General features: G+C 65.0%; 23 protein-coding genes and 1 tRNA gene. 14 read left to right on the top strand and 10 right to left on the bottom strand.

The genetic code is table 11. From position 1 onward, the window contains the following. Nucleotides 1-340: 340 nt before the first annotated feature. The 9 genes from BVIR_RS11295 to BVIR_RS11260 all read left to right on the top strand — a co-directional run bounded on the left by BVIR_RS11295 (nucleotide 341) and on the right by BVIR_RS11260 (nucleotide 8,244). Nucleotides 341-1,195, top strand: a complete 855-nt coding sequence (locus BVIR_RS11295; RefSeq protein ID WP_060832983.1) for an IclR family transcriptional regulator — start codon at nucleotides 341-343, stop codon at nucleotides 1,193-1,195. Nucleotides 1,196-1,557: 362 nt separating this feature from the next. Further along, entirely contained in the window at nucleotides 1,558-3,120 is a 1,563-nt protein-coding gene (locus BVIR_RS11290) for an acyl-CoA carboxylase subunit beta (RefSeq protein WP_055037754.1), read from the top strand. Between the two features lie 19 nt (nucleotides 3,121-3,139). After that, nucleotides 3,140-3,487: a hypothetical protein gene (locus BVIR_RS11285; RefSeq protein ID WP_055037753.1), complete on the top strand. Its 348-nt coding sequence runs from the start codon at nucleotides 3,140-3,142 to the stop codon at nucleotides 3,485-3,487. A 33-nt stretch (nucleotides 3,488-3,520) separates the two neighbouring features. Further along, nucleotides 3,521-3,907, top strand: a complete 387-nt coding sequence (locus BVIR_RS11280) for a biotin/lipoyl-containing protein (RefSeq protein ID WP_055037752.1) — start codon at nucleotides 3,521-3,523, stop codon at nucleotides 3,905-3,907. A gap of 24 nt (nucleotides 3,908-3,931) precedes the next feature. Then, nucleotides 3,932-4,069, top strand: a complete 138-nt coding sequence (locus tag BVIR_RS16895; protein ID WP_156331042.1) for an OadG-related small transporter subunit — start codon at nucleotides 3,932-3,934, stop codon at nucleotides 4,067-4,069. A 13-nt stretch (nucleotides 4,070-4,082) separates the two neighbouring features. Further along, nucleotides 4,083-5,315 (top strand): sodium ion-translocating decarboxylase subunit beta, encoded by a 1,233-nt coding sequence (locus BVIR_RS11275; protein ID WP_082417041.1) that lies wholly within the window; start codon nucleotides 4,083-4,085, stop codon nucleotides 5,313-5,315. Nucleotides 5,316-5,388: 73 nt separating this feature from the next. After that, nucleotides 5,389-5,724: a hypothetical protein gene (locus BVIR_RS11270; protein ID WP_058124837.1), complete on the top strand. Its 336-nt coding sequence runs from the start codon at nucleotides 5,389-5,391 to the stop codon at nucleotides 5,722-5,724. 32 nt (nucleotides 5,725-5,756) lie between these two features. Continuing rightward, nucleotides 5,757-6,968: a sodium ion-translocating decarboxylase subunit beta gene (locus BVIR_RS11265; protein WP_055037750.1), complete on the top strand. Its 1,212-nt coding sequence runs from the start codon at nucleotides 5,757-5,759 to the stop codon at nucleotides 6,966-6,968. Between the two features lie 160 nt (nucleotides 6,969-7,128). Beyond that, on the top strand, nucleotides 7,129-8,244 hold the full coding sequence (locus BVIR_RS11260; protein WP_145911992.1) for an AI-2E family transporter: 1,116 nt from the start codon (nucleotides 7,129-7,131) through the stop codon (nucleotides 8,242-8,244). Nucleotides 8,245-8,493: 249 nt separating this feature from the next. On the opposite strand, the gene BVIR_RS11255 is transcribed toward BVIR_RS11260, so the two are convergent. Continuing rightward, on the bottom strand, nucleotides 8,494-9,069 hold the full coding sequence (locus BVIR_RS11255) for a hypothetical protein (protein ID WP_055037748.1): 576 nt from the start codon (nucleotides 9,067-9,069) through the stop codon (nucleotides 8,494-8,496). Nucleotides 9,070-9,442: 373 nt separating this feature from the next. Here BVIR_RS11255 and dusA point away from each other — a divergent pair, with 373 nt between their 5' ends. The 3 genes from dusA to BVIR_RS16470 all read left to right on the top strand — a co-directional run bounded on the left by dusA (nucleotide 9,443) and on the right by BVIR_RS16470 (nucleotide 12,326). Beyond that, on the top strand, nucleotides 9,443-10,444 hold the full coding sequence (gene dusA, locus BVIR_RS11250; protein WP_417852059.1) for a tRNA dihydrouridine(20/20a) synthase DusA: 1,002 nt from the start codon (nucleotides 9,443-9,445) through the stop codon (nucleotides 10,442-10,444). 13 nt (nucleotides 10,445-10,457) lie between these two features. Next, nucleotides 10,458-11,288, top strand: a complete 831-nt coding sequence (locus BVIR_RS11245; RefSeq protein WP_055037746.1) for a sulfite exporter TauE/SafE family protein — start codon at nucleotides 10,458-10,460, stop codon at nucleotides 11,286-11,288. A 189-nt stretch (nucleotides 11,289-11,477) separates the two neighbouring features. Next, on the top strand, nucleotides 11,478-12,326 hold the full coding sequence (locus BVIR_RS16470) for a hypothetical protein (protein ID WP_082417037.1): 849 nt from the start codon (nucleotides 11,478-11,480) through the stop codon (nucleotides 12,324-12,326). A gap of 22 nt (nucleotides 12,327-12,348) precedes the next feature. Here the strand turns inward: BVIR_RS16470 and BVIR_RS11240 are convergent, their stop codons facing one another. The 3 genes from BVIR_RS11240 to BVIR_RS11230 form a co-directional block, all read right to left on the bottom strand. Next, nucleotides 12,349-13,455 (bottom strand): ATP-dependent DNA helicase, encoded by a 1,107-nt coding sequence (locus tag BVIR_RS11240; protein WP_055037745.1) that lies wholly within the window; start codon nucleotides 13,453-13,455, stop codon nucleotides 12,349-12,351. A 227-nt stretch (nucleotides 13,456-13,682) separates the two neighbouring features. Further along, the gene (locus BVIR_RS11235; RefSeq protein ID WP_060832984.1) at nucleotides 13,683-14,003 is read right to left on the bottom strand and encodes a hypothetical protein; all 321 of its coding nucleotides are present in this window, start codon (nucleotides 14,001-14,003) and stop codon (nucleotides 13,683-13,685) included. A 563-nt stretch (nucleotides 14,004-14,566) separates the two neighbouring features. Continuing rightward, nucleotides 14,567-15,046 carry a hypothetical protein gene (locus BVIR_RS11230; protein WP_055037743.1) on the bottom strand — a complete coding sequence of 160 codons (480 nt, stop codon included), beginning with the start codon at nucleotides 15,044-15,046 and terminating at the stop codon, nucleotides 14,567-14,569. 647 nt (nucleotides 15,047-15,693) lie between these two features. Here BVIR_RS11230 and BVIR_RS11225 point away from each other — a divergent pair. Beyond that, nucleotides 15,694-16,668 (top strand): S1C family serine protease, encoded by a 975-nt coding sequence (locus BVIR_RS11225; protein WP_055037742.1) that lies wholly within the window; start codon nucleotides 15,694-15,696, stop codon nucleotides 16,666-16,668. Nucleotides 16,669-16,835: 167 nt separating this feature from the next. Here BVIR_RS11225 and BVIR_RS11220 read toward each other — a convergent pair whose 3' ends face one another. Then, complete coding sequence (locus tag BVIR_RS11220; RefSeq protein WP_055037741.1) at nucleotides 16,836-17,528, bottom strand: SIMPL domain-containing protein; 693 nt, start codon at nucleotides 17,526-17,528, stop codon at nucleotides 16,836-16,838. A gap of 106 nt (nucleotides 17,529-17,634) precedes the next feature. Next, a tRNA-Ile gene (locus BVIR_RS11215) sits at nucleotides 17,635-17,710 on the bottom strand. A gap of 344 nt (nucleotides 17,711-18,054) precedes the next feature. Here BVIR_RS11215 and BVIR_RS11210 point away from each other — a divergent pair. After that, nucleotides 18,055-18,462: a septal ring lytic transglycosylase RlpA family protein gene (locus tag BVIR_RS11210; RefSeq protein WP_211197751.1), complete on the top strand. Its 408-nt coding sequence runs from the start codon at nucleotides 18,055-18,057 to the stop codon at nucleotides 18,460-18,462. Nucleotides 18,463-18,787: 325 nt separating this feature from the next. Here the strand turns inward: BVIR_RS11210 and BVIR_RS11205 are convergent, their stop codons facing one another. The 4 genes from BVIR_RS11205 to BVIR_RS11195 all read right to left on the bottom strand — a co-directional run bounded on the left by BVIR_RS11205 (nucleotide 18,788) and on the right by BVIR_RS11195 (nucleotide 23,870). Beyond that, nucleotides 18,788-21,079 (bottom strand): putative bifunctional diguanylate cyclase/phosphodiesterase, encoded by a 2,292-nt coding sequence (locus BVIR_RS11205; RefSeq protein WP_082417033.1) that lies wholly within the window; start codon nucleotides 21,077-21,079, stop codon nucleotides 18,788-18,790. 150 nt (nucleotides 21,080-21,229) lie between these two features. Continuing rightward, nucleotides 21,230-21,460 carry a hypothetical protein gene (locus BVIR_RS16890; protein WP_145911993.1) on the bottom strand — a complete coding sequence of 77 codons (231 nt, stop codon included), beginning with the start codon at nucleotides 21,458-21,460 and terminating at the stop codon, nucleotides 21,230-21,232. Between the two features lie 22 nt (nucleotides 21,461-21,482). After that, on the bottom strand, nucleotides 21,483-22,418 hold the full coding sequence (locus BVIR_RS11200; RefSeq protein WP_055037738.1) for an SEL1-like repeat protein: 936 nt from the start codon (nucleotides 22,416-22,418) through the stop codon (nucleotides 21,483-21,485). Between the two features lie 111 nt (nucleotides 22,419-22,529). Next, nucleotides 22,530-23,870, bottom strand: coding sequence for a TAXI family TRAP transporter solute-binding subunit (locus tag BVIR_RS11195; protein WP_169788603.1), 1,341 nt, complete (start codon nucleotides 23,868-23,870; stop codon nucleotides 22,530-22,532). Nucleotides 23,871-24,070 lie beyond the last annotated feature (200 nt).

The following is a 24,070-nucleotide window of genomic DNA, read 5'->3' as shown; positions in this document are numbered from 1 at the left end:
CGGCCTCGCGATGACGGCGGGGTGAGGCAACACCTGCTCGCACGGTTCGAGTTTAGAAGACTGCGACGGCACGATGCGATATCAGGGAAAGTCGATATCCGGGGAAAATTCGTCGCTGCAGCGCAACCGTCGTGAGTTGCGCTGCAAAGGACCAGACGATTGGCGCTCCGGCCTGCACAAATTTCTCGTGACAACGGCTGCCGGGCGAAAAATTCCGCTCTTGCGCAATTCCTCCAAAATCATGCGGTTTCCTTGACTCTACAAGGGTGCCAGTCGATTCTTCGCCGGGCACGGAAAGGACTTTGGTCCTTGCTTGAAGGGTCTGGGGTCGGAGGAATTCATGACGGAGGGCGTTGCAGCGATGCCTGACGAGAGGCGGACCATCCAGTCCGTCGAACGTGCGCTCGACATCCTGGAAGTGCTGGCCACCGGCGCCGACGAGATGCGGCTGAACGAGATCGCCCGCGCGACTCATCTCAACACCTCGACCTGCCACCACCTGATCTCGACCCTGCTCGATCGCGGCTATGTCGGCCAGAATCCGCGCGGCCGGACCTATTTTCTCGGCAACAAGACGCTGGAGCTGTCGCGCTCGCGAGCGGCAATGATTGATCTGGTCCAGATTGCCATGCCGACGCTGCGGTCGCTGAACCAGGGCACCGGCGAGACCGTCCATCTCGACGTGCTGCGCGGCCACGACCTGACCACGGTGGCCAAGCTCGATTCCCAGCACGCGGTTCGCGTGGTCACCGACAATGCCACCAAGGCCGGCGCTGCCCACGCCGCCGCCACCGGCAAGGCGATCCTGGCGTGGCTGCCGGAAACCGAGCTGAACCGCATCCTGGCCGACAAGGGGCTCCAGGCCTTCACCGACGTCACCATCCGTTCCAAGGATGAATTGGTCGAGAATCTGGGCCTCGTCCGCCGTCAGGGCTTTGCGATCGACCGCGAGGAGCACCAGCCCGGCGTCGTCGGCGTAGCCGCGGCGATTCGCAATCATTCAGGCGCCGTGATCGGCGCGCTGAGCTGCTCGATGCCGACCATGCGCGCCGACCGCGACCAGCTTGCGCGGGTCTGCGACCAGGTGACGGCGGCGGCCGCCGCCTTGTCGCTTCGGCTCGGCGACGCCGGGGCCGATGCCGGCGATCGGCCGGCGCCACGGCCGCTGCCGGCCTGCCGGCCATCGGCCGCCTGAGACCGGCGCGCCGGAACGCCAAACCGGCCGGCTCCGGGGCTGCGGCGATTTACCGTCAGCGTCGCGTCAATCGGACGGGTTATTGCTGCTTTTGGCATCGCCCGGCTTTCAAACTGCGCCGCCGGTATCTACCCTGCTCCCGACGCCCGGTTCGACATCCCAAGATTCCAATTCCACGACGGCCCAAACTCCACCGTCCGACTGTTGCGAGCCGAACGAACGAGCCCGGCTCGCGATCCAAGGGCGACGAACCAAGGTCGAGACTGCCAGGCCCGAGGCTCGGGCGTCACGATGAGGTGGACAGGCGGGCGCCACACTGAAATCCTGTTTTGCCGAAGCTTGGTTCCGGAACGGATTCGATCATGCCGCTTGATGAGAAATTGCGTGCCACGCTCCTGAAGCGTCGCGAACAGCTTCTGGCCGCGGGCGGCGAGAAGAAAATCCAGGAGCGGCATGGCAAAGGACTGCTGACGGCGCGCGAGCGCCTCGCCGCCTTCTTCCAGGAGGACACCTTCCAGGAATACGGCGCCCACATCCGCCACGGCTCGCAAGCCTTCGACCTGGCCGACAAGGACATTCCCGCTGACGGCGTGGTCGTCGGCACCGGCCATGTCGACGGCCGCCAGGTCGCCGCCTTCAGCCAGGACTTCATGTCGGTCGGCGGCACGCTGGGCAAGATGCACGCCCAAAAGATCGTGTGGGCGCAGGACTACGCCCTCAAGAACGGCACGCCGCTGGTCGGCTTCAAGGATTCCGGCGGCGCCCGCATCCAGGAGGGTGTCGACGCGCTGTCCGGCTATGGCGAGGTGTTCTACCGCAACGTCGAGCTGTCGGGCGTGGTGCCGCAGATCGCCATCATCGCCGGGCCTTGCGCCGGCGGCGCCGCCTATTCGCCGGCGCTGATGGACTTCATCATCATGACGCGCACCAACGCGCAGATGTTCATCACCGGCCCGCAGGTGATCAAATCGGTGTCCGGCCGCGATGTCAGCATGGACGACGTCGGCGGAGCCGACATGCACGCCTCCGTCAGCGGCAACGTCCACCTGCTCGCCGAGGACGACCGCCATGCCATCGAGATCGCCCGCCAGTTGCTGTCCTATCTGCCCAGCAACAACACCGACGATCCGCCCCACGCGCCGCGGCCGGAAATCGACTTCGGCCCGGATGATGGCATCGACGCGCTGGTCAGGTCCGACGCCTCCGAGCCGATGGACATGCACGCCATCGTCCGGCGCGTGCTCGACAATGGCGTGCTGCTCGAAATCCACGCCAGCTTCGCCAGGAACCTGATCGTCGGCTTCGGTCGCATCGAGGGCGTCGTGGTCGGCGTGCTCGCCAACAATTCGATGGAGAAGGCCGGCTGCCTCGACATCGACTCTTCCGACAAGGGCGCCCGCTTCATCCGCTTCTGCAACGCCTTCAACGTGCCGCTGGTCACCGTCGTCGACGTGCCGGGCTTCCTGCCCGGCATCGACCAGGAGCGCAGCGGCATCATCCGCCACGGCGCCAAGATGCTGTTCGCCTATGCCGCCGCCACCGTTCCCAAGGTCACCGTGGTTGCCCGCAAGGCCTATGGCGGCTCCTACCTCGCCATGTGCAGCCAGGAGATGGGCGCCGACGTGGTGTTCGCCTGGCCCACCGCCGAGATTGCGGTGATGGGTGCGGAAGGTGCCGTCAACATCCTCTACAGCCGCGATCTCAAGGCGATCGAGGACCCGGAGCTGAAGAAGGCCAAGCGCCGCGAGTTCGTCGAGCACTACCGCGCTGAGTTCGCCTCGCCCTATCTTGCCGCGTCCAAGGGCTACATCACCGACATCATCGAGCCGGAGATGACGCGGGCGATGGTGTCGCTGGCGCTGCGCAAGCTGCTCTCCAAACGCGAGTTGCGCCCGGCCAAAAAGCACGGTCTGATCCCGCTGTGACGTTCTCGGTGGTCCGGCAATGATGGAAGACGCCTACGCCCTGGCCCTGTCCGATCCGGCCGTGCTGCTGCAGCTGACGGCGCTGCTGCTGGTGCTGCTGACGGTGGTGGTGGCCGCGCTGACTGCCATCGTCACGGTCACCGTCATGCTCGGGCGCAGGGCCGCGGCGGAGGTCGCCGCCCTGCCGCCGGCGGCGCCATCGGTGCCGCGCACGATTCCCGGCTCGATCGTGGCGGCGATCTCGGCGGCGGCCTACGCCATCGTCGGCTCGCACCGCCTGATCTATATCGGCGAGTGGCCGCACGACTCCGCCTGGGCCACCGAGATCCGCCAGCGTCAACACGCTTCACATACGCCTCACGCCTGACCGGTCCGTGCTCGCGCCTTCAAGGAAACGATCATGATCAGACATCTTCGCATCACCGTCGACGGCAAGGCCTACGACGTTCTCGTCGAGGAGGTGACCGGGGAACAGCCCGCCGCGCCGTACGCTCCGCCGTCCGCGCCGGTGGCGATGGCCGGCCCGGTGGTGTCGGCCGGGCCGGCGCCCGCGCCGGCGGCATTTTCCGGCGCGGGCGAGGCCCAGCGCGCGCCGCTGGCCGGCGTGGTGGTGTCGGTCGCGGTCAAGCCAGGCGACACCGTGGTGGCCGATCAGGAAATCTGCGTGCTCGAGGCGATGAAGATGAAGACCTCGATCTTCGCCTTCAAGGGCGGCACCGTGACCGAGGTGCTGGTCAACGCCGGCGATGCCGTCGACAGCGGCCAGCCGCTGGTGACGATTTCCTGAACGGCGCCAGCGGTCGGGGGCAGCATGGACAAATGGTCGTTCGGGTTGGTGATGATGGTCGGCGGCGTCGCCGGCACCTTCCTCATGCTGGCGGTGCTGGTCGGCTCCATCAGCCTGTTGAAGCGGATCTTCCCCGTATCCACCGATGACGGGTCACGGTGAGCGGGGAGGGGTGATGCTCGGCGCCATTCTCGACGGCCTCGCGGGGCTGACCGTCGGTGTCCAGGCGCTGCTGACGCTGGCCGGCCTGAAGAACCTCGCGATGATGGCGGTTGGCGCCACGCTGATCTATCTCGGCGCGAAGCGGAATGTCGAGCCGCTGCTGCTGGTGCCGATCGGCTTCGGCTGCCTGTTGGTCAATATTCCCTACAGCGAGTTGATGCAGCAGGGCCTGGAGCCCGCCACCCGCCAGACCCTGCAGCTGCTCGACCTCGTGCCGGACGCCGCCAAGGAGATGGCGCAGACCGAGACCGGCTTTCTGCGCACGCTCTTTCAGTTCGGCGTCGCCAACGAGCTGTTCCCGCTGTTGATCTTCATCGGCATCGGCGCGATGACCGATTTCACCCCGCTGCTCGCCAATCCGAAGATCCTGCTGCTTGGCGCGGCCGGCCAGTGCGGCGTGTTCGTCACGCTGCTGCTGGCCTTAGCGGTCGGCTTCTCCGAGTTGCAGGCGATGAGCATCGCCATCATCGGCGCTTGCGACGGGCCGACCGCGATCTATGTCGCCTCGCGCTACGCGCCCGAGCTGCTTGGCCCGGTGTCGGTGGCGGCCTATTCCTACATGGCGCTGGTGCCGATCATCCAGCCGCCGATCATGCGGGCGCTGACCACCGACAGGGAGCGCCGCATCCGCATGCCGGAGCTGAAGAACTCGGTGTCGCCGGCGGCGCGGCTGGTGTTTCCGATCGTCGCCACCGTCATCACCGGCCTGATCGCACCCAAGGGCCTGCCGCTGATGGGCGCGATCATGCTCGGCAATTTCCTGCGCGAGTGCGGCGTGGTCAGCCGTCTGGTCAAGGCGTCGCAGAACGAGATCCTCTCCATCACCACGCTGTTTCTCGGCCTTGCCATCGGCGCCACCATGGCGGCCGAGAATTTCCTGCGCCTGTCGACGCTCGCCATCTTCGGGCTGGGCTTTTTCGCCATCTGCCTCGATACCGTGGCGGGCGTCACCTTCGGCAAGCTGATGTGCCTGTTTTCGGGCGGGCGCATCAACCCGCTGCTCGGCGCCGCCGGCATTTCGGCTTATCCGATGGCGGCGCGGGTGGTGCAGGTCGAGGGCCAGAAGCACGACCGCCAGAACCACCTGCTGATGCACGCGATGGGCGCCAATACCGGCGGCCAGATCGGCTCGGTGGCGGCAGCGGCGGTGATGCTGGCGCTGGTTCATTCACTCGCCGGGAATTGACGGGTTCTGCCGCCGGCGACACCCTTTCTGCTGCGTGCCGGATGAGGCCGGCGCCGCCAACCCGGAGGCTTGTATGGGCGAGGGCATGGGCGAGGCGACGTTTCTCGCGCTCCAGACCGTGGGGGTCGCGTTCGTGCTGATGGCCGCCATCAGCGCGCTGTGCGCCGGCATCATCAGCGCCATCGTCGCCGTGCTGGCCCGCAGCCAGCGCAAGAAGGTCGCGCCGCCGCCGGATTTCGCCATGCCGGTGCAGGACGACCGCGCCGCGGTGGTGGCGGCCATCACCGCCGCGGTGCACGTCATGCTGCCGCGCCACCGCATCATCCATCTCGGCGCCGCCCAATCCGGCCAGGACTGGGCACGCGAGTCGCGCACCCGCCACCACGCCTCGCACGCCCCCCGCCGCTGACGCGCCCGTTACCCCGCCAAGGAGCCGCTGCCATGCTCGACATCTCGGTCCTCGACCTGTTCCAGGGCATTGCGACGCTCGCCGCGGCCGAGCCGCACATCCTGGTCGGACGGGTGTTCCTGATCTTCCTCGGCATCACGCTGGTCTATCTCGGCCACAAGGGCGTGCTCGAAGCCTTGCTGATGGTGCCGATGGGCCTTGGCATGGCGACGGTCAATGCCGGCGTGATGTTTCTCCAGGACGGCAAGACCGGCACGCTGTTTCTCGATCCGCTGGCGAGCGGCACCGACGCCGTCGTCAACATCCTGCAGATCGATTGGCTGCAGCCGATCTACACCTTGATGTTCTCGAACGGCCTGATCGCCTGCCTCGTCTTCCTCGGCATCGGCACGCTGCTCGATGTCGGCTACGTGATGCAGCGGCCGTTCCGCAGCATGTTTTTGGCGGTGTGCGCCGAACTCGGCACCCTGGTCACGCTGCCGATCGGCGTCATGCTCGGGCTGCCGCTCAACCAGGCCGCGGCGACCGCCACCATCGGCGGCGCCGACGGGCCGATGGTGCTGTTCGCCTCGCTGATCCTGGCGCCGGAGATCTTCGTCGCCATCACCGTGGTCGGCTATCTCTATCTCGGCCTCACCTATGGCGGCTATCCTTACATCGTGCGGGCGCTGGTGCCGGCGCGGCTGCGCGCCATCCAGATGCCGACCGAGAATTTGCGGCCGATCTCCAGCAGCGAGAAGATGGTGTTCGCCGTTCTCGCCTGCGTGCTGTTCTCGCTGCTGTTCCCGGTGGCGGCGCCGCTGTTTCTCAGCCTGTTCCTCGGCGTCATCATTCGCGAGAGCGGGCTGACCTATTTCTACGACCTGTTCTCCAACCAGGTGCTGTACGGCGCCACCTTCTTCCTCGGCCTTGTGCTGGGCGTGCTGTGCGAGGCGAACACCATCCTCGACCCCAAGGTGCTGATCCTGCTCATTCTCGGCATCCTGGCGCTGACGTTCTCCGCGATCGGCGGCCTGCTTGGCGGCTACGTGCTCTATTGGCTCACCGGCGGCAAATACAATCCGGTGATCGGCATTGCCGCGGTGTCGTGCGTGCCGACCACCGCCAAGGTGGCGCAGAAGATCGTCAGCCACGACAATCCCAACGCCATCATCCTGCCGCACGCGCTGGGCGCCAACATCAGCGGCGTCATCACCAGCGCGGTGTTCGCCGGCATCCTGATCAGCCTGCTCAGGGGGACGTGACGCTGGCGCCGCGACGCGCCTGACCTCTGGCCTCACGGCTCGGGACGGCGGCGTGACGCTGCCGCCGTCCCGTGGATTGTGGGGCGTCCGTGCTCCGGCCCGGCGCGGCCGACCCCGGTGATATTTGACTTGGGGCGAGCGGTGTCGGCATACTACTTACGTGACCCTCGCAAGGCCGATCGCTTTTTGGATTGCAGTGCTCGCGGCGCTCACGTGCGTTGTTGTGCTGTTGCGCGAGGTGCTGCTGCCGTTCGTCGCCGGTGCGGCGTTGGCCTATTTGCTCGACCCTCTGGCCACGTGGTTGGAGCGGCTGGGCTTGAACCGGCTTATCGCCACGCTGGCGCTTGTCTTCAGTTTTCTTGCCGGATTTATCATCCTGTTTGCTCTGACCGGCCCGATCATCGTCAGTGAGCTCGTCTATTTCGTCGACAATTTTCCCCTGTACATCAAGCAAATGCAGGGATTGGCGACCGATCCGAGCCGACCGTGGCTGAGCAAGATCGTCGGAGAAGGCCTCGGCTACGCCGAGTCATCCATCAGCGATTTGATGAAGTTGACGAACAACTGGCTGGGCGAAGTGTTGCGCTCGGCGTGGTCCGGCGGACAAGAACTGATCTCGGTGTTGTCCCTCGCGATCGTGACCCCGATCGTGACCTGTTACCTCGTCTATGACTGGCGCAAAATCAAAGCGGTCATCGACAATTGGGTGCCGCCGGCCCAGCGCGACACCGTCCGGGCGCTCGCCGCCGAGATCGACCAGAAGGTTGGCGGCTTCGTGCTCGGAAACGGCGCGCTGTGTCTTATCATGGCGGCGTTCTATGCCACGGCGCTGTCGATCCTTGGTCTCAACCATGGTGTTCTGATCGGGGCGGCAGCAGGCCTGATCGGCTTCATCCCCTACTTGGGGTCGTTGACCGGGCTGGTCGTGTCCACCTGCGTGGCGATCGCGCAGTTCTGGCCGGACTGGACCTTGATCCTGGCCGTTCCCGCGATCTTTTTGGTCGGCCAGACCATCGCGGACTATCTGCTCTCGCCGGTCTTGGTTGGCCGGCGGGTCGACCTGAACCCGGTCTGGGTCATGTTCGCGCTGTTCGGGTTCGGCAATCTGTTCGGGTTCGTCGGCCTGTTGATTGCCGTGCCGCTGGCGGCAGCGATCGGCGTGATCGTGCGCTTCGCATTGAAGCAATATTATGCGAGTTCCTTTTATATCGCGAAGCCGGTGGCGGCAGATCCTCAAACGTCGGCATCGGGTAGACCTGATGACGGGTCGATGTAATCGCTGATTCCAGAAGGCTATGCCGGGATTGTCCTTGTCATGCCCGCGGCCTTTGAGTGACCTTCCGCCGACGCCGGCTCGCTTCATCCTGAGGAACCCGTGAAAGCGGGCGTCTCGAAGGATGAGGCGACTTTGGAGTTGGGGTCGGCCCCATGGTTCGAGACGGCTGCTTTTGCCGCCTCCTCACCATGAGGCTGAGAAAGGTCAGCCTTCAGGGCCTCTGAGTCCGACCCAGCGCCGACTGGCAATTCAGGGCTTCGCGCGGGGCGTATGATGCCAGAAATTGTGGGTGCTGTGCCAGATGATCGGGGCGACGATTCCGACCAAGACGACAACGACCAAGAGAAGAAACAAGGCGGACTGCTCCAGCCATGCGATCTCCGGCACACCGGCGCCGAGAATGACGCCGACCAGGCAGATTCGCCAGGATCCGATATGGACGCCAGCTAGAAACGTTCCGAGGCCGAGCAACGTCAGAACAGAAAGGGCGCTGGCATCAGAATTCATCATCCGAGCGACATCGGCGATGAACAACAGCTGCATGGACAGCAGCACCGCAACCCAATGCAGGCACTGCGTCCAAACGAGGTGCAGCCGTTCGTCGCGGTCCGCGGCGTCGCGCCACCGGATGATGATGCAAACGAGTCCGATGAAAGGGGTGAGCGCGATCCAATATCCCCGCATCGGTGTTTGGGAAATACTCGTGTAGGCGACGCCAAACAGACCAAAGAGCAAAATCAGCAGGTACGGCCATTCTCTCATAAGGAACGGGCGCGGGTGAAACCGCGAATGAGCAGGGTTGGCGTTGGATTGCTCGGCGGTCATCGTTTCATGCTCCTAACGTCATTTCTGGTGTCGTCATGGAACCGGGCGGCCGACTCCAATTCATCCATACCAACCCGGTTCCGTCGATAGGATTTGTTGGGCTGGCGCCGGATGCGGTGGCGATGACGGGTGCCAGAGGCGCCGGCGCGGTGAGCGCCGGGGCGATCACGAGCGTGTTGCCGGCCTGTCTCACGGTAGACGCTCGCGCCGTCTCGCCTGATAAGAGGTCCGGCGCGTCGCGGGCCGGCGCTTGGCCGCCGGCGCGGGCGGGCGGTTGCGCTGTGTGCGACACGGAAACGGGAGATAATCGTTGGAACTTGGTCGGGGCGAGACGGGCGCCGAAGTAGAAGACTCAGGTCGCCAAAATCCCATAATATCCAACGATTGCAGTGTCTGGCGCTTCTGCGTTGCACCGATGCTTGACCTGACGGATCGCCATTGTCGGTTCTTCCACCGCCAGCTTACCCGCCATGCGCTGCTCTATACCGAGATGCTCACCACCGGCGCGGTGATCTTCGGCGACAAGGCGCGCCTGCTCGGCTTTGCGGCGGAGGAGCAGCCGGTTGCGATCCAGCTCGGCGGCTCCGACCCCACGGCGCTGGCCGAGGCCGCCCGCATCGCCGAGGCGTTCGGTTATGTCGAGATCAACCTCAATGTCGGCTGCCCGTCCGACCGGGTGCAGGAGGGCCGGTTCGGCGCCTGCCTGATGCGCGAGCCACAGTTGGTCGGCGACTGCGTCGCGGCGATGAAGGCCGCCGTCAAGCTTCCGGTCACGGTGAAGTGCCGCATCGGCGTCGACGAACAGGACGCGGAGGCGGCGCTTGACGCGCTCAGCGAGGCGGCGGTGGCCGCCGGGGTCGATGCCTTGATCGTGCACGCCCGCAAGGCTTGGCTTCAGGGCCTGTCGCCGCGTGAGAACCGTGACGTGCCGCCGCTCGACTATGACCGGGTCTATCGCCTGAAGCGGGCCCACCCGAGCCTTCCGATCATCCTCAATGGCGGCATCGCCGACATCGAGGCGGCGCGCGGCCACCTCGACCACGTCGACGGCGTCATGCTGGGCCGGGCTGCCTATCAGGAACCGTGGCGGCTCTTGCAGGTCGACCCCGCGCTGTTCGGTGAGCCGGCGCCGGTGGCGGACATGGCCGAGGCCATCGAGCGCATGGTGCCTTATTGCGAGGCCCACCTCGCCAGCGGCGGCCGGCTGTCGGCGGTGACGCGCCACATGGTCGGCGCCTTCCATGCCGTGCCCGGCGCCCGCCGCTTCCGCCGCATGCTGGCGGAGGGCGCCACCAAGCCGGGCGCCGGCGTCGAGGTGATCGGCGCCGCTCTGGCCGAGATCGCCGCCGGCGGTCACGGCGACATCGCGGCCTGATCGGAACTCGGACATGATCGATATTCCTCTCGGCGAACTTGCCGTGCTCGCCGCCGCCTTGATCGCGGCCGGCGTCATCACCGGGCTGATGGCCGGGCTGTTCGGTGTCGGCGGCGGCGCGGTCATCGTGCCGGTGCTCTATCAGGTGTTCCAGGTGCTGGGGGTGCCGGAGGAGGTGCGCATGCACCTTGCGGTCGGCTCCTCGCTCGCCATCATCATCCCGACCTCGATCCAATCGTTTCGCGCCCATTTGAAGAAAGGCGCGGTGCGGCTGGACGTGCTGAAGGTGTGGGCGCTGCCGGTGGTGGCCGGGGTGGTGGTGGGCGGCGTGGTGGCGGCCTACGCCCCGGCCGTGGTGCTCAAGCTGGTGTTCGTGGCGGTGGCGACCACCATCGTGATCAAGACCTTCTCCGGCCGCGACGACTGGCGCATCGCCGACGATCTGCCGGGGCCGGCGGCGCTCCGCGGCTACGGCTTCGGCATCGGCATCGCCTCGACCCTGATGGGGGTCGGCGGCGGCGCCATGGCCAACATGGTCTTCGCCCTCTACAACAAGCCGATCCACACCGCGGTGGCGACCTCGTCCGGGCTCGGCGTCTTGATCTCGCTGCCCGGCGCGCTCGGCTACATCATCGCCGGCTGGCCGCACATGGCAGCGCTGCCGCCGTTCTCGCTCGGCTTCGTCTCGCTGATCGGCGTCATCCTGATCGCGCCGACCGCGACGCTCGCCGCGCCCTATGGCGCCCGCCTCGCCCACCGCTTGCCGCGCCGCCGGCTTGAGATCGCCTTCGGCGTGTTTCTCACATTGGTGTCGCTGCGCTTTCTGGCCGACATTCTGTTCTGAAGCGCGGCTGATGGGCGTGCTTGGCTGCGCCGGAGCCCGAACGCCATTCAACCGCGTGGACACCGCGCTGGCGGCGGCGCGTCAACGCCCTGGTGCGGCTGGATCGGGCGCGGATGGGAAAGAGGAAGACAATTTTTGATTGACCTGAAATTTTCGTAAACTAGAATTTGAAAAAAAGGAATTCTAACCATGGCATACAACGCAACGGTTTATAATGTCATGATTGCTTCCCCAAGTGATGTTGTAGCTGAGAGAAATATTGTAAAAAATGCAATATTTCAGTGGAACGCTATTAATTCTTTTTCGCGCAAAATGATTTTGCAGCCCCTGGGGTGGGAGACGCACTCTCATCCTGATATGGGGGGTCGTGCACAAAGCGTATTGAATGACCAGATTCTTGATAAGGCAGATATTTTAGTCGCGATTTTTTGGACCCGTTTGGGGACACCAACAGGTGAGGCTGATAGCGGGACCGTTGAGGAGATCGAAAGGCATATCGCAACAGGTAAATCGACGATGATTTATTTCTCTTCTGCGCCTGTGCGTATGGAAAGCGTTGATGCAGGGCAGTACGCTGCATTAAAGAATTTTGAAAGATCACTGAAGAATAAAGGGTTAATAGGTTACTATGACGGCCAATCGGAATTTGCCCAAGAATTCCTGCGTCAGCTGTCGGCAAAATTAAATAGCAAAATCTATACAAATGACATCACAAAGCAATCTGCTGGTGATGGTTCGAATATAATTTTTAATAAGATTCCAGCAATGTCTGCAGAAGCAAGGGCGCTTCTTTCTGAAATTTCGGAAGATCGTTCTGGTCAAGCTTTGTATTTAAAATTTCTAGGAGGCGTGGAAATTCAGGCGAATGGAAAGCAATTCATTGAAAGCAATAACTCTCGTTCACGTGCCTCCTGGGAAGGTGCGCTTAGGGACCTTGAGAAAAATGGATTTATCAATGACATCAGTCATAAAGGGGAGGTTTTTCAAATTACAAGGGAGGGCTATGAAATGGCGGCAATTCTGAAGGGCGCATCATAGAGGCAGCATAGAGAATGTCGTCCTACACCACCACGCAAAGCCGCTTCGCCGCCCGCGTGATGCCGGTGTAGAGCCAGCGGGCGCGGCTGTCGGGGAAGGCGAAGCTCTCGTCGAACAGCACCACGTCGTCCCACTGCGAGCCTTGTGCCTTGTGGACGGTGAGCACGTAGCCGTAGTCGAACTCATCGAAGTTGCGGCGCATCTGCCAGTCGAGTTGCTCCAGCCCGCCGAGGAAGCACTCGGAACGCACCGACACCTTCAGCGGCTTCCTGCGGCCGTCGTCCTCGGGCTTCAGCACCAGCTTGACGATCGCCTTGGTGCGGCCGGGCGTTGCCTCGACCGCCGACCACAGCGCGCCGTTGAACAGGCCCTTCTTGCGGTTGTTGCGCAGGCACACCAGCCGGTCGGACGCCACCGGCAACGGGTCGGTGAAGCCGCGGTGCTCGCGCAGGCGCTGGTTATAGGCCCGGCGGGTGTTGTTGCGGCCGACCAGCACCTGCTCGGCACCGATCACCCGCTGCGGATCGAGCGTATCGCGCCGCACCACCTGGGTGTCGCCCCATTCGCCGGGGGCGAGGCGGCCGCCGGTGCGTACCGTCATCGACAGCCGGATGATCGGATCGCCGGCCGCCTGGCGGTGGACCTCCTCCAGCATGGCGTCCGGGTTGGAGGCGGTGAAGAAGCCGCCGCCCTGGATCGGCGGCAATTGCGCCGGGTCGCCCAGCACCAGCACCGGTACACCGAACGAGAGCAGGTCGCGGCCCAACTCCTCGTCCACCATCGAGCATTCGTCGACGATGATCAGCCTGGCCTTGGAGGCCGGCGCGTCGTCCCACAGCTGAAAGCTCGGGATCTCCTCCTCGCTCTCCTGCGCCTTGTAGATCAGCGAATGGATGGTGGTGGCGCCGTCGCAGCCGCGCTGGCGCATCACGCTCGCCGCCTTGCCGGTGAAGGCGGCGAATTTCACCGTGCCGTCGACGCCCTCGGCGATATGGCGCGCCAAAGTGGTCTTGCCGGTGCCGGCATAGCCGAACAGCCGGAACACCTGGGTCGCGCCATTGGGGCGGTTTTTCAGCCACTGCGCCACTGCGGTGAGCGCGGCATCCTGTTCGGGGGTGAAGGTCGGCATCTTTCGACCATAGAGCGCTTGGCGCCGTATGCGCAAAGCGCAAACCACCGCCTTAAAAATGTGCTTCCAGAGCAAGGGCCTGGGGCGTCAGGCTTGGTGTGGTCACCGCGGCGCCGCCGGTGCGATGGGGTGAATCGGCGAGGCGGCGCTGCCGTCCGAACAGAAAAACGCCGCCGTGCAGGGGAACACGGCGGCGTTTGCACTGAACCTCACGGAGGCGGGAAGGTTCAGCGGCAGACTTCAACCTCTTCCCATTCGCGGTGGCCGTCGACCCACACCTTGCGGCGCTCCAACCAGCACTGCCGCGGCGGCGGGGGTGGCGGCTGCGAGCCGGCGATGGCGGCGCCGACCGCAATGCCACCCAACAGGCCCAGCGCCGCGGCGGCGCCGGCATCCCCACCATGATGACGCGGCGGCGGCGGCCGATAGCCGTAGGGCGGGCCGGGCGGGGGATAGGGCGGCTGCGCCTGCGCCGGCACCGTGGCCAGCAGCACCGCAGCTGCAAGCCCCGCGGCCAACGCCTTGTTGAGCACAGGTCGGACGATCATCGTCGACACCCCACACGAACGCGATACGGGACTCAATATAGACGTCCGCAACATCCGGCGCCAGTTAAGTCTGGCGTGATCTAGATGAATGAGGAGCGAAATTCCAGTATCGAGGCGCGAATTTCGCGTCATTGCCGGATTTCCGCCGCAGCTTGGGCCGAACGATGACCAAGCAACTGCCCGCCAGCACTGCCCGTGAGAGAAGAGGTGGGGCGGGACGCCGGGCGCCGCCACTGCGGGCCGACGAACAACGCAATACTGTCCAGATGGCGTCGGCCCATTGCGTCCAGAAGCGGCGGAGGTTTCGCCCCTGGAAGGTTTTGGTCGCTGCCGGAAATTTTCTAAGAAATGCGCCCGGTCGGATGGTGTTTTCGCGCCATGCCTCTGTCGAGGGGTGGCAAGGCCACGCATTTTTTGAAATTTATTTTGATCCGAGAGCGAAGCCGCCTGACGGCGGGTGGAGTGCGGCAGAACGCCGCCGTGACGGCCACGGCGGCGCTCGATTTTCCGGACCTGCCGTCAGAACACCGGTTCCGTCCAGGCCCGCAGGCCGGCGGGCGACGTCAGCGGCAGATGCAGCGGCGATAGTATGTGCCGGGATAGTAGACCGGCTCGCCCCAGGCCGCGCCATAATAGCCGCTGCCGGCGCCATAATAGCCGGCGCCATAATAGCCGCTGCCATAATAGCCGCTGCCATAGCCCCAACCGGAGTTGCTCGCCAACGCGCCCAGGGTCAGGCCGCTCATCAGGCCGGCGGCGCCCCATCCCCAGTTGTTGCCCCAGCCGCGGTTCCAGCCCCAGCCGCGGTTGCTGGCCCAGCGATTGCCGTACCAGCCGCGATTGCCGTACCAGCCGCGGTTGCTGACCCAACGGTTGCCGTACCAGCCGCGGTCGCCGCGCCAGCCGCCGTGGCTGGCGTGGAAGGCCCCGCCGCGGTAGCCGTGGCGCGGTTGCGCCTCTGCCGAGGTCGCCGCGACGCCTGCCAACATGACCGCCGAGAGCGCCGTAGCAGTCACGGTTCGAGTAAACATATTGAGCTTCATGATCGATCCTCCGATCCCGTGGGATGGACCGAAAACTCATTGATTAAGACATTGTTTCAGACGTGAGCTGCATAATAATCTGAACAAGCGTTCAGAAAAGAAATACAGGTTACGATCAAGCTTTGTCTATTGCTAAGCTTTGTTGCACCGCGAAGCCAGGTCTTTGCAGACGGATAACGTCTTTCATTCAAGATTGTCGCTGTGTTCGGCTAAACCAACACTGGCGCCGGTGGGTAGCCGCCCGCCCGAGACACGTGGGCCGCCATCGTTCCAGCGGCGATGCCTGGCCGAGGCAGTTCGTTGCGTCCCCACGCTGGCCGCCAGTGTCTCCGGTCTGGGCGGGCGCCGATGGCGTTCTTGCCGTTGCCGTACCTCATCGAGGTCCGGCCTGTTTTGGTCCCGTTGAGTTCAGGGAACGTAGGGTCCGCTGAACGGTTCTTTCGATAAATGACAGGTAATAATCAGCAAATGATAATGGTGCCGGACGCAAAGGAATGGCGAGCTGGCTCCGGCGGAAGCCGGCGAGTGGGGCGACTGCGCCGCTTTGGCTTGGCTGGTCTTTCAATTTTTGGCTGTCTTCAGTTTTAAGCGACCGGCGCTTGCCGGTGGAGCTGGGCGGACCATCTAACCGGATGCGGAGGTGCCTCATGACTCAGATCGAAAACTGGGCGGTTGCGGCCGACCTGCAGCCGCGACCGGGAGATTGGCGGTTCGACCTCGACCACGTTTTCGATGCGGTGGTCGGCCTGTCCACGACCGTCCCGGCCGATGCCTTCACCGCGCCGGTGCTTGGTACCGAGCGCGCCGGCCACGGCGTGGTGATCCGCGAGGGGGTGGTGCTGACGGTCGGCTATCTCATCACCGAGGCCGACACGGTGTGGATCGCCTGTCGCGACGGGCGGCTGATCCAGGGCGATCCGATTGGCTACGACCACGAAACCGGCTTTGGGCTGGTGCAGGCGCTGGGGCGGCTCGACCTGCCGGTGCTGCCGATGGGCCACTCGAAATCGGTGGCGGTCGGCGGCGCGGCGCTGGTCGCAGCCTCCGGCGGCCGGTCGCGCTCGCTGGCGGCGCGGGTGATCGCCAAGCAGGAGTTCGCCGGCTATTGGGAATACCTGCTCGATGAGGCTCTGTTCACCGCGCCGGCGCACCCGTTTTGGGGTGGAACGGCGTTGATCGCGCCGAGCGGCGAACTGATCGGCATCGGCTCGTTGCACCTGGAGCGCGCCCTGCGCGGCGGTGGCAGCGAGCCGATCAACATGATGGTGCCGATCGAATTGCTGCCGCCGATCCTCGGCGATCTGCTGGCGTTCGGCAGGCCGCAACGGCCGCCGCGGCCCTGGCTCGGCATGCTTGCCAGCGACCTCGACGACAGCCTGACTGTGATCGGCCTTGTCGAGCGCGGTCCGGCAGTGCAGGCCGGGCTGCAGATCGGTGACGTCGTGCTCGCCGTCGGCGAGGTCGCGACCACCGATCTCGCCGAGTTGTTCCGCGAAATATGGGCGCTCGGCCCGGCCGGCGTCGAAGTGCCGCTGCGGCTGTGGCGCGAGGGCCGCGTCATCGAAGCGCGGGTGCACTCCGCCGCACGCGATGCCTTCCTCCGCCGCCCCCGGCTTCACTGATCGCCCGAGGACCGCTCGCCCGAAGTCGCGCAGGGCGCGAACGGATCAACGAAATCCGGCCACTCAGGCCGGAGTTTCGTCGTCCGTTCGCCGAAAAATCCCCTTCCGATCAAAGATTCTCGACGACGCTATTTCCGTGATCACGTGCGATCACGCGGCAAATCGCATCAGTTGTCGAGTTCCCAGGTGACCGACACCTGGACGTCCAGGCTCATGGTGCCCGGCGCGACCGGCACCGCATCGCCGGTGGCGTGCAGCATCAGCGCCCGTCGCGGCGACGCGGCGTTGACTTCGGACAGCGCCATCACCCGTCCGAGACGGGCGCCGGCGGCGGTGGCGTAGAGCTCGGCCTTGCGCCTCGCCTCGTTCACCGCCGCGGCGCGCACCGCGTCGCGGCGCTTGGCCTCGTCGGCAAAGCCGAACCGGACGTCGGAAATCTGGTTGGCGCCGGCGGCGACCAGCTTGTCGAGCGCCTCGCCGAGCTTGGCGGGATCGGTCAGCTGGACGTTCACCTCGTTGCTCACGGTGTAGCCGACGACGCGGCGGGCGCGGTCGCCGTCCTTCGGGCTGGAAACGAGCGGCTGCACCGACACCTCGGTGGTGCTGACGTCGCTGGCCGGCACCCCGAAGGCGTCCAGTGCGCGCAGCACTTCGGCCATGGTGCGGCCGTTCGCGGTCAGCGCGTCGCGGGCCGACTTGCCCTGAGAGGTGACGCCGGCGGTGACGAAGGCGCGGTCGGGCGCGGCCGCCAGTGCGGCTTCGCCGATGACGGTGATCAGGCGGGGAGCGGGCTGGGCGGCAAGCGGGCCGGTCAGCACCAGCGACGCGGCGATGGCGACGAAAAGGCGAACGGGGACCATGGCGCACTCCGATTTTGCAGCCGAGCTTTGCCGCGATTTCGCGCCGCCTTCAAGGACGAAGCGACGGCGACCACCCGACCGGGTCGGTGAAACGGCATGCGCGCGCTGGTAGGCCCGGCAGGATTCGAACCTGCAACCAAGCGGTTATGAGCCGCCGGCTCTGACCATTGAGCTACGGGCCCGGCGCGAGAGACATGACATTAGTCGGCCCAACGGCAGGTCGCAACGGAGCCTGCAGCCCTTCTGGCTCGAACCGTTTTCGCGCCCCCGCGCGCTCGGCAACCAGAGGGAAGAACACATTGGATAAAATACGGTTTCAACAGCGGTTCATGCCTTGCCCCGGGCATCGCCGGCGTCGTTGTTTACCAATTCTGCGATTTTTGGCCCAGTTCATCCATGACTTGCGGCCATTTTTTTGCCAAATACCGCCGGCAAAAGCGATCACAGATCATCCGGAGGCTTTTGGAAATCGGATGAATCATCGGAGGTGAGTGAAGGACTTTAATCTTCAACAAGGGGGTACATCTTGAAGAATAATCTCTTGAGCCGCAATCGGCTTTATGCTGCAGCAATTGGCTGCGTCGTGCTTGCCGCGAGTTCGGTCGCCTTGCACGCAGAACCGCAAACCAATGCAAAGCCGGCCGGTGTTGGTGCGGCTTCATTCTATGGGCACAACGACGGCCATCATGGCGGTCGCACCGCCAACGGCGAACGGTTCGATCGCAATTCGATGACCGCCGCCCACCGCTCGTTGCCGTTTGGTGCGCAGGTTCGCGTCACCAACCTTCGCAATGGCCGCGCTGTCGTCGTCCGCATCAACAACCGCGGGCCTTTCATTCGTGGCCGCATTATCGACCTGTCCTATGGCGCCGCACGCGAACTGGGTTTCGTGGATCGCGGCGTGACGCAAGTTCGCATCGAGCGGCTGAGCTGAGGCGCTTCCGGCCAACGGGTTCCAGCGCGTCGACGCGACGCGGAGACCCGCCGTCACCTCTGCCGGGCTTCAGCCCAGCCACCCCCAATTGACAGGAAACTCCGGCCGCATCGGCCGGAGTTTTGCGTTCCGCCGCTGCGCTGCTCCAGTCTGGCGAAACGAGTTCTGATCGATGCGCCGGAGTTTCGTATTCCGGCCGCCGAAATCGCCCCCCGCGAGATCGACACCCGCGCGAGCGCAGCTTGTGCAAGGCGCGCAGGCCGGCGGCGTCCTCGGTCGGTAGGACGGACAGGGTGATGTTCTAGCCGCCGCGTCGGCAGCCCGGTCACGCCGCGCGCGCCACGGTCTGGTGATCGTGAATAAGGCCGAGCACGTCGGCGGCCGGCACCGGCCGGCTGAACAGATAGCCCTGCCCCTCGACGCACCCCAGCTCGCGGAGAGCGTGCATCTGGTCGAGGGTCTCGACGCCCTCGGCGACGGTGGCCATGCCGAGCGTGCGCGCAAGGTCGGCAACAGCCCGCACGATCGCGGTACAGTCGCTGCGGGTCGAGAGTTCGCGCACGAACGATTGGTCGATCTTGATCTTGTCGAACGGGAATTTGCGCAGATAGCTCAGCGACGAGTAGCCGGTGCCGAAGTCGTCGAGCGATACCGACAGGCCGAGCGCGCGCAGCTGGTGCAGTGTCGCCAGCGTCTCGGCGCTCTCGGCCAGCAGCACCGACTCGGTGATCTCCAGCTCCAGCCGGCGGGCCGGCAGTCCCGACGCAGAAAGCGCCTCCGTCACCGCGCCGGCCAGCGCTGCCCCCGATTTGAACTGTTCCGACGACAGGTTGACCGCGACCTTGATGTCGTCAGGCCAAGACGCCGCCTCGCGGCAGGCTTCATGCAGCACCCATTCGCCGAGCGGCAGGATCAGGCCGATCTCCTCGGCGATGGTGATGAAGTCGCCGGGCGGCACCAGGCCACGGCCGGGATGGCGCCAACGGATCAGCGCCTCGAAGCCGCTCAGGCGGCCGCCTGCGAGTTGGACCAGCGGCTGGAAGAACAGCTCGAACTCGTTGTTGCGGAAGGCAATCCGCAGGTCGAGTTCGAGCGCGCGGCGCGTCTGCACCTTGGCGTCCATCTCCCGCTCGAACAGGCGGAAGCAGCCGCCGCCGTCGGCCTTGGCGCGGCGCAACGCGAGATCGGCATTCTTGAGCAAGTGGTCGGGATGGACGCCGTCGGTGGGCGATACCGCAATGCCGGCGCTGACCGAGGGCATGATCAGGCGGCCCTCCAGCGCGAACGGCTCGGCGATGGCCTCGATGATGCGCTTCGCCAGCGCGATGGCATCCTCGGGGTGCTTGCCCTCGCGCACCAGCACGGCGAATTCGTCGCTGCCCAGGCGGGCGATGAGGTCTTCGGCGCGCACGCAGGCGCGCAGCCGCCTTGCGGCTTCACGCAACAGCTCATCGCCGGCGGGATGGCCGAGCGCCTCGTTGACCGCCTTGAAGCGATCGAGGTCGAGCATCAGCAGCGCACAGCCGTCGGTGTGGCGGCGCGTCCGGCTCAGCGCAACCTCGGTCTCCTCGCGCAGGAGCACGCGGTTGGGCAGGTCGGTCAGGAGATCGTGACGGGCGAGGTGCGCGATCTGGGCGTCCGCGCGCCGCTTTTCGGTGATGTCCTCGTGAATGCAGACTAAGCCGCCGTCGGCCATCGTGCGTTGCGAGATGGCGATGATGCGGCCATCCATCAGTTCGCGCGCATAGTCGCGCGGGCCGTGGCCGCGAACGCTCTCGAGCATTTCCGTCAAGCTGTGCTGGGGATCGCCGACGCCGGCGGTATTGTGGGCGATACGGTGCTCCAGCATCGCCCGCAGCGAGGTCCCCGGCCGGACCAGCGCATCCGGCAGTCGGTACATCAGCTGATAGGTTCGGTTGCAGACGATCAGCCGGTGCTGGTCGTCAAACATGCACAGGCCGTGCGACATGTTGGTGAGAGCAAGGTCGAACCGATAGTTCTGGGTGCGCAACTCGACCTCGACCTCCCTGAACTCCTCCTGCTTGCGACGGAGCTGTTGGTTGGCCGTCTCAAGTTCGGCGTTCTTGGCGCGGACGTCGAAATTGGCACGCTCCAATTCGTCGAGCGCGCGGTCCAGCATGCGCTGCGGAAACCGCCGCACCGCGAAATGGATCAGGAACCCGAGCACCACGCCCAGCGCCGTCACCAGTGCGATCTGACGTACCAGCGGCCCCAGCGGAGCCCGCGCCTCGATGAACGCGACGGTCTCGCCCATCGCGCGCACCGGTACCGTCTGCATCATGGTGAAGCGGTTGCCGGTCGCACCGACGTCGGCGACGGGCACCCCGGCGGCGTCGTACACACGGAAGGCGACGTTGGGGGCGCCGCCCTGCGGCATCAGCACGGCGGCGATCGAGGCCGGATGCTGGCGCCACGCGGTGTAGTCGCCAGCATAGACGCCAAGATGATCGGCAGCAACAGCGACCCGGCTGGCCAATATTTCGCTGGCGTGTCTGTAAGACAGCCAACCCAGCCCGAGAGGTAGTGTTATCGCGACGGTAAGTGCCGCGATAACTGCAAGGGTTCCAACAACAGCGCTCGGTCGCGGATGAGTCATGGGGTGGCTTATCCTGCTCGCACCGACGCGAAATCGACCGAACACCAACGGAATCCGGGCGTTATCGCCATACGACGCAGGAACTCTAGGGAACCACGGTAACGAAGCAATTAAGTTCAACAAATAGGGGAAGATACGCCTTACAATAGGTTACCCTGAGCTCAAGAAGTCGACAAACATCAACCAAAGAGTGTATTTTGCTTCCTTTAGTGGCGATAATCTGGCTGGGTCCGGGTTGTAGCGGTTGTCGTCCGCGGCCGCGCCACGCAGTCCATCACGCCGCCGCTGCGCGAACTCCGCAATATCGGCCTTACCTTCGGCCGCCCGCCGCTGCTCAAGGACGCTGATCCGGCGCCAGACCGGCGGCTTGACGGCGGTCAACGCTGACGTTCAGTGCCGGCGTTCAACGTCCTCGCGACAGTTCGTCGAGCCGACGGCCAGCTTCGGCGGAGCCGAGCTCCGCGGCGCGCCTGTACCATTTGCGCGCCTGCTCGACGTCCGGCGCGGTGCCGATCACCTTGAGCGGACGCAGCGTGGTGGGGTCGAAGGTGGAGCCCAGCATCAGCGCAGCCGAGGCGTCGCCGGCGTCGGCCGCCCGCCGCAGCAACAGCCGCGCCGCGGCGATGTCTCCATTGGCAATGAAGCCGCGGCCGCGTGCGAGCAGCGTGGCAATCTCCTCGCGGTCGAGCGGCGGGCCCGGCGGCGCGGCAACAATTGGCTCAGGCGCGGCGTGGTCCGGCACCGGAGTGGCCGATAGCGTCGAAGGCGCCGTCGGATTGGGCGCGACCGCCACCGTCACTGGGGGCGGTGCCGCAGGGGCGGTCACTGGCATCGCCGGTGGGGCCGGTTGTCCCGCGCCCGGCGGCGGAGTCGGCTCGGCCGGGGCAGCGACGCGGGGCGAACTGGCGTCGACCGCCAGTGCCGTGATCACCCCGCGGTCGGATTTCACCGCAGGACGGGCGTCGGCCGCGGGCGCTTTGCCGATTGATGGCGGGGCGACCGCGGACGATGGCTTCAGGAACGTGGACGCCAGCAGATAGGCACCGAAGCCGGAGGCCGCGACGATTGTCGAGACCACGGAGACACGCACGGCCGTGCGCCAGGGCCGCGCCGTTGGGACCCTCAGAGGTGGCCCCGGGATGGCGGCGGGATCGAGCGCCAAGCGCTCCCGCATCTCGCGCAGCGCGACGTCGCCGTCAAAGGCATTCGCGCGGCGGCGATGCTGGTCGAGATCGACCGGATGATCATCGTACGGCTCGGCGGGGGGGCGGGCGGCCGCCTGCCGCGCCCAGGGCGGGGCGTATTTCAGCCGCTCGTCGAAGTCATCGTCGTTGCTCATGGCACTCACGGTTACTCTTCCACAACATCCTGTGCTTCACGGTCATGGCGTGATCCGAATGTCTCCCCGTCTGAGCATTAGCGGCGATGAACAACGGTCTTTCCCTTCCGGTCAGCGGCGTTCGCGCGTCCCGTTCCAGCGCAGGAACTCTTCAAACAGGCGTTCGCGGTCGGTCGGCGCGTCTCCCGAGGCGGCCTTGCGGCTGGCAAGGAAGCGCTCGAACTGCTCGCGCGAGGTATCGCGCGTGAGTTGCGGAGGCGTATTGCGCTGCAGCCAGTCCTCAGCCGCCGGAAAACGCGTCCAACCCGGTACCACCGCGGCGAGGTTGGTCTCGCGCCATTTGGGGTGGCGCGGCGGCTTCTGGAACTCGGCGATCCGCGGGAAGAAGTGCTCGATGAAGCTCTCGATGCGGCGATAGCGGTCGGTGTTCTTCGGCCAGTTGTACGCGAACAGCACCGCGCCCACCGCCACCGTCTCGATCTCGGCGCCTGGCGGGATCATATTGGGATAGTCCTGGCTGGTGAGGGTGGCGGGCAGGTAGTCGGTCTGCAGCGGCTTGCTGAAGGTCACCGGCAAGAAGCGGAAGCCGTCCTCGGCGCGGATTTTGGACATCGATCCAGTCGGCTTGCCGGCGATCAGGATGCTGGCGGCGATCTCGCCAGTCTTCAGCTTCTCGAAGGCGTCGGCCTGACCTGTATTGACCTCGACCGGCTCGATGCCGAGACGCTGGAAAAAATCGCGCGTGGTGAACTGGGTGCCACTGCCGACGTCGCTGAAATTGACCCGCTTGCCGTCAAGCTCGACCAGCGAAGTGATGCCGGAATCGGCCCGCACCACCACGTGCATTTCCTCGTTGAAGAGCTTGGCGAGGTAGCTGACCTTGTCGTCGACGCGGCCGATCTCGTTGGTGCGCTGATAATAGCCGAGCAGGTTCGACTGGGTGATGCCGAGATCGACCCCCTTGAGGAAGCGCACGTCGCGGATGTTCTGGCCGCCGCCCTTTCCGACCATTGGCAGTACGCGGAAGGCGTCGCCGTCATCGAGCACGGCGGAGAGGTCAGAGGCGATCGACAGGTAGGTGGCGTTGAGGTTGCCGGAGATGATGGCGATGGTGTTGGCGTTTATCTGCTCGCTCAGGCTGGCGAGCGAGGCCTCGGAACGGTGACTGCGGCTCTGCCCCGACGCAGGCGCAATGGCGAGGACGGCAGCGGCCAGCGCCGCCGCCAGAATGCCAAACCAACGATATCGTCCGCCTACTCGATGCAAGTCTTCGATCATCGGAATACCCAAGCCCGCAGAGTTGTTCTTGCGGCATCGAACGGGACGCTGAAGACCATTCATCTGCACTATCCCGCTTGAGTTGAATGAGTTTGACCTAAAGTGGCATTTATTTGGGCGTAATGCGGCGAACGGCGACGCTTGCGTCAGGGCTTGGGGCCCGCGGAAATTCAACCATAAGCCCATAGTCTTACGCGTAACCGTAACCCTGGATTCGTATAATGGCGTAAATTTGGCATAAAAATGGGATTTCCATGACAAAAAATAGCTTTTTCTGCGGCGGAGAAGTGGTAGCCGGGCACACGCTTGGCGTGTGCGCTCGGTAAGTCAGTTTCCGCGAAATCACGTCGTGAGGTGAGGAAACCTATTCTTTA

It is taken from the genome of Blastochloris viridis (assembly GCF_001402875.1).
Lineage (GTDB): Bacteria > Pseudomonadota > Alphaproteobacteria > Rhizobiales > Xanthobacteraceae > Blastochloris > Blastochloris viridis.
This window is presented reverse-complemented; position numbering and strand designations above follow the sequence as displayed.